This is a genomic window from Pseudanabaena sp. BC1403 (assembly GCF_002914585.1).
GTDB lineage: Bacteria > Cyanobacteriota > Cyanobacteriia > Pseudanabaenales > Pseudanabaenaceae > Pseudanabaena.
In genome coordinates this window covers 105359-126030 of record NZ_PDDM01000015.1, presented here as the reverse complement: position 1 = coordinate 126030, position 20672 = coordinate 105359, and the positions used below count along the sequence as shown (strand labels likewise).

Annotated in this window: 22 protein-coding genes; 13 read left to right on the top strand and 9 right to left on the bottom strand. The window is 42.5% G+C overall.

The window, feature by feature from the left end; all coding sequences use genetic code 11:
• Positions 1-85: 85 nt before the first annotated feature.
• From CQ839_RS14845 to CQ839_RS14820, 6 genes are all read left to right on the top strand, one after another.
• Positions 86-2482 (top strand): GH36-type glycosyl hydrolase domain-containing protein, encoded by a 2397-nt coding sequence (locus tag CQ839_RS14845; protein WP_103669064.1) that lies wholly within the window; start codon positions 86-88, stop codon positions 2480-2482.
• Positions 2483-2765: 283 nt separating this feature from the next.
• Positions 2766-4073, top strand: a complete 1308-nt coding sequence (gene thrC, locus CQ839_RS14840) for a threonine synthase (RefSeq protein ID WP_103669063.1) — start codon at positions 2766-2768, stop codon at positions 4071-4073.
• Between the two features lie 193 nt (positions 4074-4266).
• Positions 4267-5181, top strand: a complete 915-nt coding sequence (locus CQ839_RS14835) for an EAL domain-containing protein (RefSeq protein ID WP_103669062.1) — start codon at positions 4267-4269, stop codon at positions 5179-5181.
• Between the two features lie 657 nt (positions 5182-5838).
• Positions 5839-6177 (top strand): YbaB/EbfC family nucleoid-associated protein, encoded by a 339-nt coding sequence (locus CQ839_RS14830; RefSeq protein ID WP_103669061.1) that lies wholly within the window; start codon positions 5839-5841, stop codon positions 6175-6177.
• Positions 6178-6253: 76 nt separating this feature from the next.
• On the top strand, positions 6254-6499 hold the full coding sequence (locus CQ839_RS14825) for a DUF3134 domain-containing protein (protein WP_103669060.1): 246 nt from the start codon (positions 6254-6256) through the stop codon (positions 6497-6499).
• Positions 6500-6539: 40 nt separating this feature from the next.
• Positions 6540-6770, top strand: coding sequence for a TIGR02450 family Trp-rich protein (locus CQ839_RS14820; protein WP_103669059.1), 231 nt, complete (start codon positions 6540-6542; stop codon positions 6768-6770).
• Between the two features lie 65 nt (positions 6771-6835).
• On the opposite strand, the gene CQ839_RS14815 is transcribed toward CQ839_RS14820, so the two are convergent.
• The 3 genes from CQ839_RS14815 to bcp form a co-directional block, all read right to left on the bottom strand.
• Positions 6836-7939, bottom strand: coding sequence for a phosphotransacetylase family protein (locus CQ839_RS14815; protein WP_103669058.1), 1104 nt, complete (start codon positions 7937-7939; stop codon positions 6836-6838).
• A 158-nt stretch (positions 7940-8097) separates the two neighbouring features.
• Positions 8098-8973 (bottom strand): dihydropteroate synthase, encoded by an 876-nt coding sequence (gene folP / locus CQ839_RS14810; RefSeq protein WP_258040745.1) that lies wholly within the window; start codon positions 8971-8973, stop codon positions 8098-8100.
• Between the two features lie 75 nt (positions 8974-9048).
• Positions 9049-9504 (bottom strand): thioredoxin-dependent thiol peroxidase, encoded by a 456-nt coding sequence (bcp, locus tag CQ839_RS14805; RefSeq protein ID WP_103669056.1) that lies wholly within the window; start codon positions 9502-9504, stop codon positions 9049-9051.
• Positions 9505-9835: 331 nt separating this feature from the next.
• Here bcp and CQ839_RS14800 point away from each other — a divergent pair, with 331 nt between their 5' ends.
• The 3 genes from CQ839_RS14800 to CQ839_RS14790 all read left to right on the top strand — a co-directional run bounded on the left by CQ839_RS14800 (position 9836) and on the right by CQ839_RS14790 (position 11233).
• The gene (locus tag CQ839_RS14800) at positions 9836-10477 is read left to right on the top strand and encodes a bifunctional 4-hydroxy-2-oxoglutarate aldolase/2-dehydro-3-deoxy-phosphogluconate aldolase (protein ID WP_103669087.1); all 642 of its coding nucleotides are present in this window, start codon (positions 9836-9838) and stop codon (positions 10475-10477) included.
• A 118-nt stretch (positions 10478-10595) separates the two neighbouring features.
• Positions 10596-11012 carry a Holliday junction resolvase RuvX gene (ruvX, locus tag CQ839_RS14795; RefSeq protein ID WP_103669055.1) on the top strand — a complete coding sequence of 139 codons (417 nt, stop codon included), beginning with the start codon at positions 10596-10598 and terminating at the stop codon, positions 11010-11012.
• A gap of 62 nt (positions 11013-11074) precedes the next feature.
• The gene (locus tag CQ839_RS14790; protein WP_103669054.1) at positions 11075-11233 is read left to right on the top strand and encodes a bestrophin family ion channel; all 159 of its coding nucleotides are present in this window, start codon (positions 11075-11077) and stop codon (positions 11231-11233) included.
• Positions 11234-11273: 40 nt separating this feature from the next.
• Here the strand turns inward: CQ839_RS14790 and CQ839_RS14785 are convergent, their stop codons facing one another.
• The 3 genes from CQ839_RS14785 to CQ839_RS14775 form a co-directional block, all read right to left on the bottom strand.
• The gene (locus CQ839_RS14785) at positions 11274-12143 is read right to left on the bottom strand and encodes a HEAT repeat domain-containing protein (RefSeq protein WP_103669053.1); all 870 of its coding nucleotides are present in this window, start codon (positions 12141-12143) and stop codon (positions 11274-11276) included.
• 98 nt (positions 12144-12241) lie between these two features.
• Complete coding sequence (locus CQ839_RS14780) at positions 12242-12469, bottom strand: hypothetical protein (RefSeq protein ID WP_103669052.1); 228 nt, start codon at positions 12467-12469, stop codon at positions 12242-12244.
• Positions 12470-12750: 281 nt separating this feature from the next.
• A complete protein-coding gene (locus CQ839_RS14775; RefSeq protein WP_103669051.1) occupies positions 12751-13146 on the bottom strand; it encodes a hypothetical protein in 396 nt (131 codons plus the stop codon).
• 270 nt (positions 13147-13416) lie between these two features.
• On the opposite strand from CQ839_RS14775, the gene tatC reads away from it, so the two are divergent.
• The 3 genes from tatC to tmpT all read left to right on the top strand — a co-directional run bounded on the left by tatC (position 13417) and on the right by tmpT (position 17009).
• Positions 13417-14247, top strand: a complete 831-nt coding sequence (tatC, locus tag CQ839_RS14770; RefSeq protein WP_103669050.1) for a twin-arginine translocase subunit TatC — start codon at positions 13417-13419, stop codon at positions 14245-14247.
• Positions 14248-14342: 95 nt separating this feature from the next.
• A complete protein-coding gene (gene cimA, locus CQ839_RS14765; RefSeq protein WP_103669049.1) occupies positions 14343-15953 on the top strand; it encodes a citramalate synthase in 1611 nt (536 codons plus the stop codon).
• A 417-nt stretch (positions 15954-16370) separates the two neighbouring features.
• Positions 16371-17009 (top strand): thiopurine S-methyltransferase, encoded by a 639-nt coding sequence (gene tmpT, locus CQ839_RS14760; RefSeq protein ID WP_103669048.1) that lies wholly within the window; start codon positions 16371-16373, stop codon positions 17007-17009.
• A 131-nt stretch (positions 17010-17140) separates the two neighbouring features.
• Here tmpT and puuE read toward each other — a convergent pair whose 3' ends face one another.
• The 3 genes from puuE to hpxO all read right to left on the bottom strand — a co-directional run bounded on the left by puuE (position 17141) and on the right by hpxO (position 19814).
• Positions 17141-18049: an allantoinase PuuE gene (puuE, locus tag CQ839_RS14755; RefSeq protein ID WP_103669047.1), complete on the bottom strand. Its 909-nt coding sequence runs from the start codon at positions 18047-18049 to the stop codon at positions 17141-17143.
• Positions 18050-18147: 98 nt separating this feature from the next.
• On the bottom strand, positions 18148-18648 hold the full coding sequence (uraD, locus tag CQ839_RS14745) for a 2-oxo-4-hydroxy-4-carboxy-5-ureidoimidazoline decarboxylase (protein WP_103669045.1): 501 nt from the start codon (positions 18646-18648) through the stop codon (positions 18148-18150).
• On the bottom strand, positions 18645-19814 hold the full coding sequence (hpxO, locus tag CQ839_RS14740; protein WP_103669086.1) for an FAD-dependent urate hydroxylase HpxO: 1170 nt from the start codon (positions 19812-19814) through the stop codon (positions 18645-18647). The genes uraD and hpxO overlap by 4 nt, the downstream gene beginning before the upstream one ends.
• 317 nt (positions 19815-20131) lie before the next feature.
• Between hpxO and CQ839_RS14735 the strand changes: the two genes are divergently transcribed.
• Positions 20132-20653: an adenine phosphoribosyltransferase gene (locus CQ839_RS14735; protein WP_103669044.1), complete on the top strand. Its 522-nt coding sequence runs from the start codon at positions 20132-20134 to the stop codon at positions 20651-20653.
• The last annotated feature ends 19 nt before the right edge of the window (positions 20654-20672 follow it).

The window sequence follows — 20672 nt, the reverse complement described above, 5'->3', positions numbered from 1 at the left end:
TATGTCGCAATCTAGTTGTATTTTGTAGCGGCTTTTTGGTGCTAGCAAAATACGATCATTATACAAAGAAAGGATATTTTAAACTGTGGCGATCGCAAACCAATACGGCTATTACACCGAAGATAATCGGGAATTTGTGATTACAGATCCGCGCACCCCGCGCCCTTGGTTTAACTATATGTGGAATAGCCAATATGCAGGGCTGATTTCCCATACAGGCGGAGGCTTCAGCTTTTTGGAATCGCCACGCGATAACCGCATCAGTCGGATGCGCTATAACTGTCTCCCTTGGGATCGTCCTGGACGTTACGTGATGGTCAAAGATACTGCAACGGGGAAGTATTGGTCATTAAGTTGGTCACCGACAATCAATCTTAACTATGACTTCTATGAATGTCGTCATGGTCAGGGATACACCAAAATCACCACTGAGATCAATGGAATTCGTGGGGAAATCACTTACTTCGTTCCGACAGATACCAATGCCGAAATTTGGCGTGTGAAGCTAACGGAACTTTCTGGACAGGTGCGAGATTTAGAAGTTTATTCTTTTTTGGAATTGTTGATGGGGAATGCTCTCAATGATCAGATCAATCAACCTAATGACAAACATTTCACGGATATTCATTTCGACAAAGACTTGCAAGCATTGGTTGCCACACGTCGCTATTGGGTTTTGAATAAAGGCGTTTCCGTTAAGCAGCCAAATATTGATTGGAAGTATCAAATTTATTTCTCACAAAGTTTGCCGATCGCTGGTTTTGATAGTAGCCTCGACACTTTCATTGGCAGATGGCGATCGGAATCAAATCCTGTGGCAGTAGAAACAGGAGTGATGCAAAACACCGAAATTACCGCTGGCGATCCAGTAGTGGCTTTGCAGTCGAAGATTGCGTTGGCGGCAAATGGTTCTGTTGATTTTGCTGTGGTTTTGGAGATTTTGCCCAAAGAGATTCCCTCTACCCCACTTGTTAAGGCGGGAGAGATTGTGAAGGTTTCTGACAGTAAATTCCTGCAACTCAAACAGAAATGGGATCAGCATTTATCCTGTGTGCAGGTGCAAACACCCGATGCAGCATTTAACGCGATGCTCAATGTGTGGAATCAGTATCAGGCGGCTGTCACCTTTGATATGGCAAGAAATTCTGGTTACTATCACGGGGGATTGTTGTTTGGGACGGGAATGCGCGATCGCTTCCAAGATATTCTCGGTGTGGTGATGGTCGATCCTGAGAGAGTGCGCGAAAGATTAATTAAGGCTCTCAACTTCCAGTTTCAGGATGGTTCCACTTTACACAACTACTTTGTTCTCACAAATACTGGCGAACGCACTAACCATTCCGACACGCCGCTTTGGATTCCCTTCGGTATTGTTGAATATCTCAAGGAAACAGGAGATTTCTCGATTCTCGATGAAGTTGTTCCCTATCATGATGATAGTTCAGGTACTGTCTATGAACATTTGGTCAGAGCGCTAGACTTTGCGATCGCAAATACAGGCGAGAAGGGAATGCCCCGCATTTTTACAGGCGATTGGAATGATACGCTCGATCATGTTGGCTCGCAGGGTAAAGGCGAAACTACTTGGGGAGCTTTCTTCTTGGGCTATGTGTTGAATAAGTCTCTGCCAGTATGTGAACATCAAGGCGATCGCAAGTCCTTAGAGAAATTTCAAAACTTCTATGAGCATCTGCGCCAAGTTACTAACGACATCTGTTGGGATGGAGACTGGTATCTTCGCGCTTTCCGTGATAATGGCGAGCCGATTGGTGTATCGACAGCAATACAGGGCAAAATCTTTTTGAACGCGCAATCTTGGGCTGTGATTTCGGAACTCGCGCCGAAGGATCGCGCAGATAAAGCGATGGCAAGTAGTCGAGAACATCTGGCTACACCTTTTGGAATGCAGATTGTTGCGCCATCTTTTACAGAAATCGATGATACGGTTGGTTTAATCAGTCGTTGTGTCCCAGGGAAGAAAGAGAATGGTGCAGTATTTAACCATGCTTCGGCTTGGTTTGTGCTGGCTTCTCTGCTTAATGGTGACACAGAATTTGGTTGGGAAATCTATCGTCGGATGATGCCGATTAATTCCTCACAAGCAACGGATGCAAAATGCGATCGCTTTGAAACTGAGCCTTATGTCTATCCTGAATATGTAACTAGCCCCGATCACGAAACTCAAGGGCAAGCAAGCCATTCATGGCTTACTGGTACTGCGGTGTGGATGTTACGTATTGGACTTGATTATATTTTAGGATTCCAGCCCACTTTCACAGGCATGATTATCGATCCGAAAATTCCTGCTGAATGGTCTGGCTTTACGGCACAGCGCAAGTTTCGCGGTAAGGTTCTCTCGCTAACTGTAGTTAATCATAGTGATACCAAACAAATGATTGTTAACGGTCAAGTGGTGACAGGGCAGTTTATTGATTTGGCGCTTTATCAAGGAAATGAGATTGCGATCGCTGTTCATCTCTAAATAAAAAAGAGGTCGCAAAGCCACCTCTTTTTTCTGAAATCATTCGCTATATATTTTTTTGCTATAGAGCAAATGTCAATCAAAAATCAAAAAGGAGGGGTAAAGCTTTGCGTTACCCCTCCTTTTTGATCCAGAGTGCAGGATGCAATATTGGAGAAGTATAAATTTAAAACCAGACTAAAATAGTCTGGTATATTTGACGACTATAAAGCCCTGTGTTAGAGTTTGTGTCAATAAAGAAATCTCATAAAAACCTTTAACGACTAGAAAGGCAACCAAGAACATGACTGCAACGATTGTTTCTCCTTACACCAGCGATCGCGTTGAAACCTTCAGTAATCTCAAGTGCAAAGAGTGCGGTGCAGAATACGAAGCCAAGGCGATGCACGTATGTGAATTGTGCTTTGGGCCCCTAGAAGTTGCCTATAACTATGATGTGATCGCCGCCAGAGTCAGTCGTGAAACGATTCAAGCTGGCCCACTCTCGATTTGGCGCTATCGAGATTTCTTACCAGTTAAGACTGAAAATTATATCGATGTTTCCACAGGCATGACACCTCTGATCAAGGCAAACCGCCTTGCCAAACGTCTCGGCATCAAGAATCTCTACATTAAAAATGATGCTGTAAACATGCCAACCTTGAGCTTCAAAGACCGTGTTGTTTCTGTTGCTCTCAGCCGCGCTCGTGAACTTGGTTTCACCACCGTTGCTTGCGCCAGTACTGGCAACTTGGCAAACTCCACCGCCGCGATCGCAGCCCATGCAGGCTTAGAATGTTGTGTATTCATTCCTTCTGACCTCGAAGCTGGCAAAGTTCTCGGTACAACCATTTACAATCCCAAAGTTTTCTCGGTACATGGCAACTACGATCAAGTAAACCGTCTTTGCTCAGAGGTCGCCAATACTCATGGTTGGGGCTTCGTAAATATCAATCTCCGTCCATACTATTCTGAAGGTTCCAAAACCCTTGCTTATGAAGTTGTTGAACAACTCGGTTGGAAGTTGCCCGATCACATTGTTGCGCCTTTAGCTTCTGGATCTCTATTCACCAAGATTTACAAAGGTTTCAATGAATTTGTGAAGGTGGGTCTAGTAGATGAAAAATCCGTTCGATTCAGTGGCGCACAGGCTGAAGGTTGCTCTCCAATCGCTGCTGCTTACAAAGAAGGTCGCGACTTTATTACTCCTGTTAAGCCTAAAACCATTGCTAAGAGTTTAGCGATCGGTAATCCTGCGGATGGTATCTATGCGATCGATATTGCGCACAAGACTAATGGCAATATTGAGATGGTTAATGATGATGAAATCATCCAAGCGATGAAGTTACTTGCCGAAACTGAAGGTATCTTTACCGAGACTGCTGGTGGAACCACGATCGCAGTTCTTAAGAAGTTAGTCGAAGCTGGCAAAATTGATCCTGAAGAAGTAACAGTTGTGTACATCACAGGGAATGGATTGAAGACTCAAGAAGCAATCCAAGGCTATGTTGGCGAACCATTTTTGATTGAGCCTAAACTTGATAGCTTCGAGCGAGCGCTTGAGCGTTCACACACATTGGACAAGCTAGAGTGGCAGACAGTTTCAGTCTAGTCTGATTAAGCTTCTGAAGAATAAGAGCAGTGCTATTCACTGCTCTTATTCTTTTTTGATTGATCTTGGTCTGGTATAGCAATGTAAGCTTTGCTTACCAAATTAATAAAGGCGGAGCTTTGCTCCGCCTTTATTAATTTGGGTTTTGATTGGTCTTAGCTATCTCTTACATTGCTATATAATAAGCCGTAACATGGAAACTGAATTTGATCCTCTTACCACTGCTCATATCAATCTCCAGCTAGAAGAATTTCCAAAAATTCAGTTGGCGGCTGAAAAGTTTGTAATCTGGTTCCAACCAGTTTATGAGCTAGATACAGGAGGAGTTCTCCATAATGAAGTGCTAGTGCGTTGGCGAGATGAGGAAGGAAACTTACGACAACCTCAAGAATTATTGAGTGCTCTTCAAAATACTCAGTTACTCAATCAGCTAGATCGAATCGTTGTTGAAAAATCAATTGCCATACTATCTCAGCAGACCTCTGTAAAGCTTTCAGTTAATCTATCTAACGATATTTTTGAGGATCAGGGCTTTCTTCCCCAACTCAATTTGTGGTTCACTCAATATAAAGTTGCACCGAAAAGACTTGCTTTTGAGATAGAAGAAGAAACTCTCTTCCAAAAACAATCACTGATACTTCCTTTTATGACAGAATTACAGATGATGGGCTGCTATGTCGTAGTTGACAACTTTACAGGTAGATTTTTTCCCTTATCACAACTACAAGAGTTGCCAATCAAGATGATTAAGTTGGATCGCAGCTTTGCTTTACAACCTATAACACTTGATAAAAAGCAACTAGCGAAAGCAATATCATATGCGAGTAGAGCTTTTCAGAGACAGACCATTCTCAAGGGAATTGATGACAATTCATCCTTAAAGTTGGCAAGTGATCTCGGCATCAAGGGAGTACAAGGCTATTCCCTTGGTAAACCTCAAGACAAGCCAAAAACCTTTAGATTATTTGGAGTAATACTTTTTAAAATCATAGCTACTTTAATTTTTCTATATATTGTCAAAAGTTTACTGGGTATAAATATTTTCCCAGAGCATCATGCTTGGGAGATCATCATCGATTTTTTTCAATCAATTTTTGACGGAAAATAATGCCAATTCTCAAAAGCAATGTTTTTTGGCTCAATCATGCCAGCGATACCAGTGTAAAACTTGCAACGCCAACTTTAACGATCTGATCGACACAGTATTCACATGACATCATCAGCCGCTACGGATATGCAAGGCTTTTGATAGCTTTAGCGGTCTTAATTACGACCTCATCGTGGTACATCTCAAGAAAAGCTTTCTTGTATTTGAGCTTCTTTGAGTTTGTTCATAATGCCTAGAAGTGGGGTAAATGCTTGCTGAGTGCTTTGCTTGACTCTCTACTTTCTTTGCCTCCCCGAATTACCCATTGAGCCAGAATTGATTGGCGACGCGAAGCGTCGTCAATCAATTCTGGGGTTTTATGTCCTAGTACACTTGGCGACAGCTATACAAATGTCAAACATATTTCTAGATTTGTTGATGCACGTCTATGGACAGATATCTAGATAACAGCAGTTTTCATTATAAAAATTGGTTGTTTAAAAGCCCGCCAACGGTGGGCTTTTAAACAACCAATTTTGGTGTTTCCAGCGCCGAAGGCGCTGGAAACACCAAAATTGGTTTCATAATGAGAATCGCTGTCTAGATGACCGTACTTACCGAACCGTTACGATTAGTGACATAATGTACAGGAAAACTTAGGATAAAACTGATACTGCTATGTCAGACGGAAAAGGATTTGGATTTGGCTTAGGCAAAATGAAAGAAGCCTTCCAAAAAGCGCAGCAAATTCAAGAAGGCGCAAAAAAGCTACAAGAAGAATTAGATGAATTGCGCTTAACTGGAGAATCAGGTGGTGGTTTAGTAAAAATCACACTAAGCGGAAACCAAGAGCCCCAAAGCGTGGAAATTTCTCCTGAAGCTTTGAATGAAGGCGCAGAAGTTTTGTCCGACTTGGTACTTGCAGCTCTAAAGGATGCTTATCAGCTTTCTACAGGCACAATGAAGCAAAAAATGGAAGACCTCACTGGTGGTCTGGGTTTACCCGCAGGTTTCTAACTTTTCAAGAAGTGTGTTCAAGAATTGTGCTTTGCACAATTCTTGAACGAGACTAGAATTTTTATTTGATATTTTTATGATTAACAACCCCGCTTTGCGCGTACAGCGCCGCAACCAGCCTGCCACACTTATTCCCACCGAGCAGCAAGCATCTATTCTCGATTGGCTAGAGTCCACAGGTCGCCTGATCGCTAGAGAAGGTACTGAGTCGAGCTTAAAGTTTGATGACGAAGCTGAAGAATTAAGTGAATTGATGTTAGGCGATGACCCTAACTACATCGATGACGATGACGATGACAATGATGATGACGACATTGATTAGACATAAAAAATGCGGCTAGCCGTATTTTTTATGAGGTAATATGCCTAAAAAACAGAAATTTCCGTATCTAATCGGTTCTAAGTGGACTGCTATGCAAGAAACTTTTGGCTGGCGACATTTTGTTGTAGTGAATCGCAAAAATGAAGGAGAACTAGTTTTTGCCGAGATAAAAGCAGCTTGTGATGATTCTGTAAGATTTTGGCTAAATGCTAAAGCTCTGAAGCGGCGATCGCTATGGTTGCCTGGTTGGAAAACTTTAAAAGAAATGTAAAAAGCCTGCTCACAAAAATGCTTAGCCTAAAAAAGAGGTGTCTATCCGCGACACCTCTTTTTGGGCTAAGCTGAGGCTAAAGCTTTGATATTCATGAGCCTTAAGAAACGCTCAAAATTAAAGTATTTTCCCATCATGTCGCAGATACTAGTCACTTTCACTCCTTCATGCAGACGAACTTGCCCTAGACAAGATTCAATAATACTAACCGTACTCAGGGTGTCTTTACTGACTGAGAGGATTGGTACACCCAATTCCATAGCTTTGTGGGCGACATCATCACTAACAAAGGGACGACCTGTCAAAATCAAGCAATTTGTCGATGTTTCTAGCGCTGCGAACTGAAGATCGATCCGACTGCTGCCTGTAATTACGGCTTTGTTATAGGACTTGCGGAAATAGCTTTGGGCAGAGTTGACATCCATTGCGCCAATTTTGAGTTCCTCCACCATTACTTTCCCTAAATCAATATTTTCAGGACAACAAAGGATGTTTGCGCCAAGTTGCTCTATGATTTCAGAGACGCTGACACTTCGCAAGGTGCGGTTTTCGGGCATGAGGGCAAATACAGGAATGCCTTGATTTTCGAGATAAGGGTGGAGAATCTCGATCGCTGTTTCATATTGTTCATCAGGAATGTCATTAATGACCACACCTAATAGGTGATCGCCAAACCGTCGTTTTGCCATCAAGATATGGTCAACTACTAATAGCGAGCCAAATCGCATTACTAACAAAATGGGAGCTTCGAGTTGATCTGCCATTTCTTCTAGGGATAGCCCAAAAATTGCACCTTCGGCAGTATTTGCAGGTGCTTCTAAAAGTACGAGATCGCCTTCAATTAATTTTTTATACTCATCCAACTTATTACTGTAATCAGCCTTGTCTTCTCCAGATAGACGGAGTTGCAGAGCAGCTCGGTCAAGATTAAGTAGAGTGGGGAGTAAAAGTGATTGCGGCAAATTGAGGACTTGCCGAATAAATTCCACATCAGCTTCAGTGCGTTCGGCTGATTCGGGTAATTCTTTGGTCGTAAAAGTACCTATTGGCTTACCATAGCCAATTTTGTAACCTTTAACTTGCAAGTTATATGTTAATCCCAAAATTGTTGCTGATTTTCCACTGCCTGATCTGGTGGAACCAATCAGCAAATGCTTAGCCTGTGGCACGTCTTGCCCTCAAAAAGTGATTACAATCTTTACAGGGTTGTATTAAAGCGTACATCCCGTTTGGCTATTGTAACTGATGGACTGTTACGGATGCTTGTTGATATTAGTTAATTGTGCATGTAGATTATGCAATATCTCGATAGAGTAACAAAGCATCGCTATCGAAATATTGCGTCACTGACGCGACAAGCATCAAATATTTCTTTGGGATCATGTACTCGTAAGATATCTGCGCCACCTGCAATACAAGAACTACAAGCGGCTATCGTTCCATACAGGCGATCATTAGGATCTGGGCGATCGCTAAGCTTACCAATAAAGCTTTTGCGAGATACGCCCAGCAATAGAGGTGCGCTGATCTCCTTAAAGCTGCGCAAATTTTTTAAAATTTTAAGATTATGGTCAAGAGTTTTACCAAAGCCGATCCCTGGATCGATCGCAATTAAATGTTTAGGAACACCGCAAGCTTTGGCGACCAAAATTGCATCAGCGAGAAATTGCTTAACATCATCCACCACATTGCGATAGCGAGGGTTTTCTTGCATAGTGCGTGGTTCACCTTGCATATGCATTAAAAAAATTGGTACTTGCAACTTTCCCGCTAGAGGTAGCATTTCAGGATCAAATCTCCCAGAGGAAACATCGTTGAGCATATCTGCTCCTGCGGTGATCGCGGCTTTTGCGACACTTGCCTTGACTGTATCAACGGAAATCGGCAAGTTGGGATAGGTTTCGCGAATGGCTTGAATAATTGGCAAAATGCGATCGCATTCTTCTTCGGCGCTAACTGGCAGAGCATTAGGTCTAGTCGATTCACCACCAATATCGAGTATGTCGATATAGGGCAACATCTGCGCGACTTGTTTCAGTGCCTCATCCCGTGAGTTAAATTGACCGCCATCGCTAAAGCTATCGGGCGTAAGATTCAAAACACCCATTAGGTATGTGCGAGCACCCCAAATAAACTGACGATCACGAATTTTCCAGTTAGTTAATTTAGTTGAGTTGGCAGTCTTAGTTGTGCTTGGATTCAATGTTTCAACCTCAGAAATTTTTACAGCACTTAGCGCTATCAAGTAAATAGGAGGCGCAAAGCGCCTCCTATTTACTTAGATGTCCGCGAGAACTTCGGCGGGATGGGGTTCAGCTTTGACCGCAAGATAAATTTTCTCGATTTTACCCTCTGGATCGATCACAAAGGTATTGCGGAAGATCCCCATGTATTCCTTGCCCATCATTTGTTTTTTGCCATAGCTCTCGTATGCTGTAGCAACTTGGGCATCGACATCACAGAGTAAGGGGAATGGTAAATCAAACTTTTCGGTAAACTTTTGGTGGGACTTAGCATCATCAGTACTGACACCAAAAATCAGCGTATTCTTGGCTTGAAACTGAGCATAGTTGTCGCGAAAGCCACAAGCCTCTTTAGTGCATCCAGGGGTGTTATCGCGGGGATAGAAATATAGAACCACACGCTTACCTTTCAGACTAGCAAGGGTCACGATGTTGCCAAGCGTATCAGCAACGCTAAAATCTGGGGCGCGATCGCCAACATTCAAAGCCATAGATATTCTGTATAAGTTTTTATCCAAAACATATTATGAAGCACTAATGCCTGAGAGTACATCTCAACTTTTTGCAGATAGCAGTTCTCATTATAAAAATCGGTTGTTTGAAAGCCCGCTGTTGGAGGTCTTTCAAACAACCGATTTTTGTATTTCCAGCGCCTTCGGCGGTGGAAATACAAAAATCGGTTTCATAATGAGAATTGCTGTTTTGCAGACTTATGTAACCCAGTAGACGACTCTTTGCTCCACCTATTGGGTTTGCAAAAACAAAGCTTTGTGTAATGATCTTTGGCAGTCGATCGCAAATGCAAATTTTTGCAAAAATCCTGTGAATCCTTGGCTCAGTTTGTTGCAACAGCATCGCATTATCGCCGTTATCCGCGCTGACAATATTGTGACTGCTCGGGAAATGGCACTTGCCGCCGCCGCAGGTGGGATTAAGCTAATTGAAATTGCTTGGAATACCGATCGCGCCGAATCACTGATTCCCAAATTGCAGCAGGAATTACCTGATTGTAAAATTGGCACAGGCACAGTCTTAGATCTAGATAGTGCGGAAAAGGCGATCGCCTGTGGTTGTAGCTTTTTATTCACGCCCCATACAAATCCTGAGATGATTGCTAAAGGTGTCGAGAATAATATTCCTGTAATTGCAGGGGCTCTGACACCGACAGAGATAATTACCGCATGGCAAGCAGGAGCCGCAGCCGTTAAGGTTTTTCCAATTAAGGTAGTTGGTGGTATTGAGTATTTAAAATGTTTGCAGCCAATCTTACGAGATATTCCCTTGATTCCCACGGGCGGGATTACCATTCAAAATGCCGATCAATTTCTGGCGGCAGGGGCGATCGCAGTCGGTATTTCTAGTCATCTATTTTCACCAGAAGCGATCGCGGAGGATGACTGGACAACAATCATTGCGCGATCGCAAGCTTTAATCCAAAAAGTTCAACCATTTCAAGATCAATAATGTGTCGTGCTATTCTGTCCCAAAAAAACAAAAGACAGTTGCGGCGCGAAGCGCCGCAACTGTCTTTTGTTTTTTGATTTTGTCATAACATGACTAGCGACAGCTATAAAATTAATTTATGCAATATGCAGCATTAGGTTTAGATGTCGGCAGAAAGCGCATTGGTGTAGCGGGATGCGATCGCCTTGGCATATCTGTACATGGCATCACCACAATTACTCGTAAATCATGGGATGAAGATATGGCAATATTGCGATCGCTAATTATTGAGCGAGATATCGATACCCTTGTAATTGGTTTACCCTACAACATGGACGGCTCTCTTGGTCATCAAGCCAAGCATGTCCAGAAATTTGCTAATGGTGCTGCCAAACAACTGGGCATGGTTTTAGAATTTGTCGATGAGCGGTTAACCTCCTATGAAGCCGAAGAAATGATGCGATCGCAGGGCATTTCCACAAGGCACAACAAAGAAATGATCGATCGCAAAGCTGCCGCCTTAATTTTGCAACAATGGTTAGCCCTCAAGCGTTAAATTTCACAATTTAAAAAGCAAACCCTTACAGGGTTTTAAAAACACAAAGTGGCGTAGCCACTTTGTGTTTTGGTATTAGTTTTATTCTTTTAGGAATAGAAAAAATTGGCAACGAAATCGAAAATCCATTTGGACATGACTTGAATGATTTGCCAATCGATATGATTTGCGAAGGTGTGACAGCCAATATCGAACCAGCGATCGCGTATTCTCCAAAATAAAAAATGGCGCTCAGCGCCATTTTTACCTTTTTAATTTTATTTATTCTTGTTCCTGACGATTGATTTGGGCGATCGCTAATTTTGCTAACACTCGCAATACTTCTTCTTCATCATTCAATAATGGTTGCAAAGATTTGATGACAGTAGGATTGCCAATCTTGCCAAGCGCATTAATTGCGGCTTTACGAACACCTATATCAGAGTCTTGTAAAGCCAAGATTAAATGTGGAATCGCCGCAGGATAATTAACTTGACCAAAAGCAGCGGTCGCTTCAGTCCGAATAATTGGCTCAGGATCAGTGAGCGCTGAAATGAGAATATTGCAGGACTTCTCATCTAACTGTTCTTGAGCAACATGACCAATCGCACCAATAACCGCACAGCGGACATCTAGAGATTCAGAATTTAAAGCTTTATACAGATGTTCCGCTGCATCAGCGCCAATAAATGCTAAAGCCCATGCAGCTTGCCCCTTAATGTCTTGAGGTTGATCAGATGATTCCAGAATCCCTAACAAAGCTGAAGCTGAAGCCTCTCCAGTTCTGGCTAATGCTCCTGCCGATGAACTTCTCACTACCGTATCAGGATCATTAAGGAAAGAGTAGAGTAAGTTTGGCACTGCACTTGGATCGGCAATGATCGTCATGGTTTTAGCCGCTGCTCTACGTAAGACGACATTGGGGTGATTAGCTAGCGCTTCCGTTAGAAATGGAGTAAACAATTCACCAATTTCTCCAATGGTTTCAGCAAATCTGAGTCTAACCAGACCTCTAGGATCGCCTAGACCTTCTACTAGTTGACTGAGGAGTTGGCGATCGCTATTGTCGAAAGTCCCAAGGGAAATCTGATCATTTACCTGTTGAATCAGAATATCGTTCGCTGCTTGAATATCTAGAACTGGATTATCCATTGTTAAATGTCGATGACGAAATTAAAGAAAAGTCTTCTGCTACAGTCATGAGATGGACTTCACAAAGCAAAGTCCGTCATCACTGTAGCGGAAATTATTTAGGCTTTACTTTGCTGTAGGCGAAGTGTCTGAAGGGTAGAATCAATTTTGGCTAGGTTTGGCTCCAACATCGCCAGAGCTTGGCTTTTCATGATTTTAGCTCGCTGAGCCGTAGCGAGGGTATCATTTACAATTCTTTCGCGAAACTGCTCTAACTCAGAGATCATTTCTGCTAATTCTTGAGGGGTAGCCTCTTCGAGCGAGTTCAGTTCTGGAATGTCAAACATAATTATTTATATTGTCTAAAAAAAATTAAATTGATAAAAAAATAATAAGTTCAATTGTCTCAGATTAGGGAGCAAATGTAGTAATAGAACCACAAAAATCAAAAAATTCTCATTGAAAAATTTGTTAAGGGTGTTTGTTCTCTAGCACACTTAACAAATTTTTGTTTTTATTTCTATGAAACCAATTTTGGGGTTTGCTGCGCCGAAGCCGCAGCAAACCCCAAAATGTTTTTTTGCAAGCCTGCCGAAGGCAGGCTTGCAAAAAAACATTTTGATACTGATTAATTCTGGATTTTAATGCGATTAATAGCTTGAACCATCTGACTATCGGAAACTATTTGCTGACGTTGATTTAACTTGAATTTTTCAACGAGATCGCCCATAGTTTTCTCCGTCGTAACGCTCTCTTGCTCTGAAACTTGCCAATTGAAGAGTCGATCTAATCCTTCTAAAGGTGCAAATGAGACGGCTCTATCTGTAAATCGGAACAACTGCATACTGCCTCCACCAACGGCAGGAGCGTTGCTCTGTTGCATTTCCAGGAGCATCTGATGAGCAGGAGATAAGGCATTGGGAGAGCCATTGCCAATTGTCACTTGAGCTGTCAGAGAGTCTGCGTTTAAAGAAAATACAGTACTCGCGATCGCCAATAATCCGAAAACTTTGAATGAAGCCATTTACTTCCCCTGAAATTTAACATGATGAACTGCAACATGTAATATTTCCTTGCCCCCATTAAATCTAGCATTTTTATTGTTTCGCTCTAGCTAAATGTCAGAAAATTAACATAAAACCCAAAAAGCGTGAGGCGGTGCAAAGCACCGCCTCACGCTTTTTGGGTTTTGAAATTGGATTTGGTTGCTATAGTAACGATATACTTCGATTATTTGATAGTTTGTTAAGCAATCGGGTTAAGCAATCGACAAGTAGATTTTAGTAACGACACCATGCTAGAGACGGTAACTGAAGCAGATCAACCAAAGGATTTGTCTAATACACAAGCCATTGAGGAAGTAAATGAGGCTGCGATCGCTGTTGTCGATCCTCCAGTTGTTGATGATGAGGATCTCGAAGTAATTGAAGATGTTGAGATGTCTTTATTCGATCACCTCGAAGAGTTGCGATCGCGAATTTTCTATGCCTTAATTGCAATTTTTGTTGGGATAATTGGCTGCTTTGCTGTCGTCAACAAAATTGTGGCTTTACTAGAAATACCTGCCCAAGGAGTAAAATTTTTGCAACTTGCGCCTGGCGAATACTTCTTTGTATCGATCAAAGTTGCTGGGTATAGTGGCTTATTAGTCGCAAGTCCTGCCATCTTGTATCAAATTGTGCGATTCATTCTTCCAGGTCTAACGCGCAAAGAAAAACGTGCGATCGCGCCAATCGTGTTTGGCTCTAGTATTTTATTTGTCCTCGGCATTGTCTTTGCATACGAGTTATTGATCCCCGCTGCACTCAATTTCTTTATTAGCTATGGCGGCGATGTGGTTGAGCAGTTTTGGTCAATTGATCGCTATTTTGAATTCGTACTATTGCTTTTATTCAGCACTGGCTTAGCATTTCAGATCCCTGTGATTCAAGCCTTGTTAGCAATGACAGGTATTGTTAATTCCACCCGAATGCTTGCTGGTTGGCGCTATGTGGTACTTGGTGCAGTCATCCTCGGTGCTGTGCTAACTCCATCCACAGATCCCATGACCCAAAGTTTGCTCGCTGGTGCAGTTGCCATTTTGTACTTTGGTGGCATTTTTTTAGTTAAGGCTATGGGGAAATAAACAATGAAAAGTACTAGTCACAATTAAAAACTATATTCAAACCCTGCAATGATTGCTGAGCAGCCATTACAGGGTTGGGGGTTTTATATAAAAAAATGGAAAATCAAAATATCTTGATCTACGACACAACCCTTCGCGATGGCACACAGCGCGAAGGGTTGTCGCTGTCAGTAGATGATAAGGTACGAATTGCCGTTCGACTTGATCAAATGGGAGTCGCCTTTATCGAAGGTGGTTGGGCAGGTGCAAACCCTAAGGATGGTGAGTTTTTTCGGCGGATGCAAGAGTATCACCTCAGCAGTGCCGAACTAGTTGTTTTCTGTTCGACAAGACGTGCAGGAATTAAAGCCAAGGATGATCCTATGCTCGTGCCAATTGTCGCCGCTGAGACTAAGTGGATCACTATTTTTGGAAAATCATGGGATCTTCATGTCATTGAAGGATTACGAACAACTCTGACCGAAAATCTTGCCATGATCAGCGATACGATCGCCTATCTAAGAAGCTGCGATCGCCGTTTGATCTACGATGCTGAGCATTGGTTTGATGGCTACAAAAATAATTCTGAATATGCCTTACAGACCTTAAAAACAGCCTTTGATGCTGGAGCTGAATGGTTTGTCCTTTGCGACACCAATGGCGGCACTATGCCCGATGACGTGGCAAAAATCACGGAAGTGGTTGTTGACTCGTTGCGTCAATGGGGTAGTCACTCACCGCAAATTGGTATTCATACCCATAATGATTCTGGACTAGCTGTAGCCAATGCGATCGCATCTGTACAGCATGGGGTAACAATGGTACAAGGCACGATTAATGGCTATGGTGAACGCTGTGGCAATGCCAATCTCTGCACGGTGATTCCTAATTTGCAACTAAAAATGGGTTATGACTGCATTGATTCAAAGAAACTAGCCCATCTCACCGAAGTCTCTCGTCAAGTCAGCGAAATCGTTAATCTTGCTCCCGATGACCATGCGCCATTTGTCGGTGCTTCTGCCTTTGCCCATAAGGGTGGCATCCATGTCAGTGCCGTACAGCGCAATCCCCTCACCTACGAGCATATTGCTCCCGAAAGTATCGGCAACAATCGGCGCATAGTTATCTCAGAACAAGCGGGTATCAGCAATGTGATCTCCAAGGTAGAAACCTTTGGCATTTGTCTTCGGAAAGAAGATCCCGCCTGTCGGCAAATCTTGCAAATGACAAAAGAGCTTGAACTACTTGGCTATCAGTTTGAGTCAGCGGAAGCAAGCTTTGAATTATTAGTCCGTGAAGCATTAGGCGATCGCCCTAAATTTTTTACAATTAGCAGTTTTCATGTTCACTGCGCTACGGACGAGGTCCACAGCAATGGATTGGTTAATTCCCAAGCTACAGTTAAGGTAATGGTCAAAGATGAAGAGCACCTTACTGCCGCTGAAGGCAATGGGCCAGTTGCTGCTCTTGATATCGCGCTTCGTAAAGCTCTAATTAGCTTCTATCCTGAAATTGCTAATTTCTATCTCACCGATTATAAAGTACGAATTCTCAATAGTGATTCTGGAACTAAAGCAACTACCAGAGTATTGATCGAATTCAGTAATGGCAAGAGGCGTTGGTCAACGGCAGGTGTATCGAACAATATTATCGATGCTTCCTGTAAAGCACTTGTAGAAGGTTTAGAATATGGACTTCTATCTACTGTGCGATACACAAAATCTTAAGCTCTTGTCCCATTTCACAGTCTGGACGCAATTACATCAAAACTATAATAGAACTTATAGCAATGTAATACCAAAACACAAAATGGCTGCGCCACTTTGTGTTTTCAAAACCCTTACAGGGTTTGGTTTTTAATTCACAGAAGTGTTGTCACACTTTTGTGAATTGGTATAAAACCCAAATTAATAAAGGCGGAGCAAAGCTCCGCCTTTATTAATTTGGGTTTTATGTCCTAATGGTAAGATAAGGCTTTCAGGGCATTTTTGCGTAAGTTCTATATAATACCAAAACACAAAATGGCGTAGCCATTTTGTGTTTTCAAAACCCTTACGGGGTTTGGTTTTTAATTCACGAAAGTGTTGCCACACTTTTGTGAATTGGTATAAGTTGTGTGTAAGTAAATTTCTAAAGAGGTAGTTATGGATGCAAGTTTTTGGCACCAAAAGTGGAAAGAAAATAATATTGCTTTCCACGAAAGTGAATCCAATCCACTACTTATCAAATATTTTAAAGAGCTTTCTTTAGCAAAGGGTAGTCGTGTATTTTTACCATTATGCGGTAAAACTCTCGATATTCTTTGGCTACTATCTAATGGTTATCGAGTTGCTGGCGCTGAATTAAGCAAAATAGCTATTGATCAATTATTTGCGGATCTTGGCGTGGAGCCAAAAATATCAAGAGTTGATCAAGTAGATCACTACAGCGCAATAAATATTGACATATTTGTTGGTGATATTTTTGATTTGTTTGGCAAGATGCTTGGTCTGGTCGATGCAGTTTATGACAGGGCAGCTTTAGTGGCTCTGCCAGAATCAATGCGTAAGCGCTATACAGCTCACTTAAAAGAGATTACAAATAAAGCGCCGCAATTGCTAATTTGCTATGAGTACGATCAAAGCCTGATGGAAGGGCCTCCTTTTTCAATCAGTAACGAGGAAGTAAATCAGCACTATAGTGATAGTTATGATTTAACTCTCATGGCAAGCACAAATTTGACTGGTGGAATCAAGGGGAAATGTGCAGCAAGAGAGAATGTATGGTTGCTAACAGGTGATTAATACTTGCTTACTGTAAGTACTCTATTCAAACATACAGAATTTCCCAACCTCGTACTTCACTAAGTTGAGAAACTACATAACAAGTCGTTCAAAAGGAATTTAAGTTACTAGCGCAAAGATACTAGAATGACTTAGGCTTGGAGAGGTTTGTGATATTTATGCCAATGATGAGCAATGTCAACACGGCGACAAATCCAGACACGATCGCGACTTTGCACATAGTCCAAAAATCTCGCTAATGCTGCCGCTCTCCCTGGTCTACCGACTAAGCGACAATGCAAACCGATGCTCATCATTTTTGGTGACGTTTCGCCTTCATCGTAGAGAACATCAAAGGCATCACGCAAATAGGCAAAGAACTGATCTCCTGAATTAAATCCTTGAGGAGTAGCAAATCGCATATCGTTATTGTCAAGGGTATAGGGAATGATCAGATGTGGCTTACCATATTCATAATTCCAATAGGGAAGATCATCAGCATAGCTATCGGAATCATAAAGAAATCCACCTTCTTCGACCACTAAACGTCTTGTATGCTCACTTGTACGCCCTGTATACCAGCCAAAAGGACGCTCACCTGTAACCTTTGTATGGATTGCGATCGCTTTTTGCAGATGCTCTCGCTCCTGTTCTGGCGAAAAATACTTGTAATCAATCCAACGATAACCATGACTAGCAATTTCCCAATCAGCTTCGAGCATGGCAGCAACGGCTTCAGGATTGCGTGCAAGAGCCATAGCAATACCATAGATAGTTACGGGAATATTGCGATCGCAAAACATGCGATATAATCGCCAAAATCCTGCACGACTTCCATATTCATAACAAGATTCCATATTCATATGTCGCAGTCCATTAAAGGGAACTGCGCCCACAATTTCTGACAGGAAAGTCTCAGATGCACCGTCACCATGCAGAATACATGTTTCACCGCCTTCTTCGTAATTAATTACAAACTGGACAGCAACACGAGCATTATCTTTCCATTTTGCATCGGGAATGAATCTCCCGTAGCCAATCATGTCTCTTGGGTATGTCATAGTTGAATATTGGTAATTGGTGATTGGTGATTGGTGATTGGTACTTGGTGATTGGGTAATTCGTAATTCCTAATTCGTAATTCCTAATTCGTAATTCCCTAACTGCTAGTTGCCAAAACCAACCGCCATCTAGCAATTTCGATAATTTCAGCGATCGCTTGTTTTTTCTCAACTTCCAGATTGTTTAGCAGCCTTTGCTCAAAAGCTTTGAGGATACTATCTTTGGTGTGGTTGCGGACAGCAATGATGAAAGGGAATGCGAACTTGTCTTTATAGGCTTGGTTAAGATATTGGAAGCGATCGTATTCTGTGGTAGAGAGTTGATCGAGTCCGACGGTAGATTGCTCCTGTACTGAAGCTTCTGCCATTTTGAACTTACTGCCAAGATCGGGGTGGGCGCAGATTAGCTTTAATTGCGCATCATCGCTCATTTTCAAAACGATCGCAGCCATCACTTGATGTAAATTCTGAACATCGGCAAAAGGCTGCGATCGCCATGCTTCGGCGGCTATTTCTGGCGTGTGTTCAAAGATAGAACCGATGGCTTCTATAAATTCTGATTGGCTCATCTGGTTGAGCATAATAATCGTATAACTCAATGTAATGGCCCTCCATTAATAATTTTAGCGATCGCTTTAGTTACATCCAAGGGATCTTCTTGAGAGAGTTGGTCGTACCATTTTTGGGTGATTTCAGGATCTTTCCCATGAATTGTTTCGGCACGATTTCTCGCTTTGTTGACAACTTCAGTGGTGCGGACTTTGCGCTCAGTTTCGTAGCGTCGGAGTGCGTCGGGAACGCTTAAATTCGTGGATATCAGATAGTTGGCTAACACCCAGCCATCTTCGATCGCTTGACATCCACCTTGACCAAGATCTGGACAAGTGGCATGGGCAGCATCACCGAGCAGAGCTACTCTGCCTTTGACCATCTTTGCGATCGGCCCGACATCATGTATTTCTAAACGGGCTACAGATTCAGGCTCGATGCGATCGATTAGTAACTGTACAGGCTCAGCCCAGCCTTGAAAATGTTGCTTCAATTCGCTTTTGTAATTAGCGCAATCGTTAACAGTTCCCAGTGGTAATGGCACATCGAAAAAGAAATAGAAGCGATCGCCTGCTAAAGGCATCAGCGAAGCGCGTTTATGCTCACCTACATAAATCGACCAAGTATCTGCTGCGGCAAGATCTGTACTAATAGGAACTAGCCCATTCCAGTTAACATAGCCAGCGTATTTAGGTTCTACGGATTCGTTGAGAATATACTGACGCAAGAGAGAACGCACACCATCTGCGGCTACCAATAGATCTCCCGTGGCTGTGCTGCCATCCTCAAATTTTGCCGTGACATCACGAAAGCCTTCCACAATACCGATGCACTTAGCCCCAAGTGTTAGCTTGCCACCCGCAGATACAAAAGCCTCTAAAAGCACATTTTGTAAATCCCGCCTTGCGACAGGGTAGGGACGTTGCCCAACTTCTTCAACTAATGGTTGCAATGAAATATGATTAAGAACATTACCCGACAGAAAGCGGTACTCCATGTAATGCATCTCTCCACCGATCGCAGCTAACTTTTGGCTGAGACCAAGACGATTGAGGACTTTGACTCCATTTGACCAGAGCGAGATTCCTGAGCCGATCGGACGCAAATCGCGCACCCGATCATAAATTTCTACTTCATAACCAGCTTGTCGCAAGGCAATTCCTGTAGTAAGCCCACCAATACCTGCACCGATGACAATTGCTTTTAAGCCATACATCGCAACAAACCCATATACTTTGCATACAGTATACATGCATGTTTTTTGATGCACATCAAAATTTCAATAAAGAACCGATTTTTTGTGGCGTGGCTTCGCTGCGCCACAAAAAATCGGTTCTTTATTTTTAGGTTATGAAACTACGATACTCTTGTGTTACAGCAGTTGTCGATCAAACCTGCTACAAAAAGGGGCGCAGGGCGAAGCCCCGCAATAGATTGTATATTTTTATTTGTGGCGGGTTTGAAAACAAATTGCTGTAAATGCGATCGCGCATACCGATAAAATTGTGAGACTCTCTAGCAGCAAGCAACCCTATGGATTTTAAAAGCATTATTCGTGATATTCCTGATTTTCCACAGCAAGGCATCATGTTTCGAGATATTACGCCTTTGTTAGCACATCCTCAGGGACTAACAGCCGTTATCCAAGGCTTTAAAACAAAATTTGCAGAACTGAATATTGGAGAGATTGACTGTATTATCGGCATTGAATCACGAGGCTTTATCCTTGGCGCACCAATGGCGATGGCTTTAGGTTGTGGCTTTGTACCTGTCCGTAAACCCAAAAAATTACCAGCAGCAGTATTTCGAGTTGAATACGCTTTGGAATATGGAACTGATACCTTAGAGATGCATCAAGATGCGATCTCTTCAGGTAAGCGAGTGATTATTATCGATGATGTGATAGCCACAGGTGGAACGGCTGCTGCTGCCGCCAAACTGGTCGAGCAATCAGGGGCAGAACTAATTGGCTATGGATTTTTGATTGAGCTGGATTTTCTCAATGGCAGGAAAGCATTACCAGAAGTGCCAATTTTTTCCTTAGTAAATTATTAACAAAAAAGCGGCGCGAAGC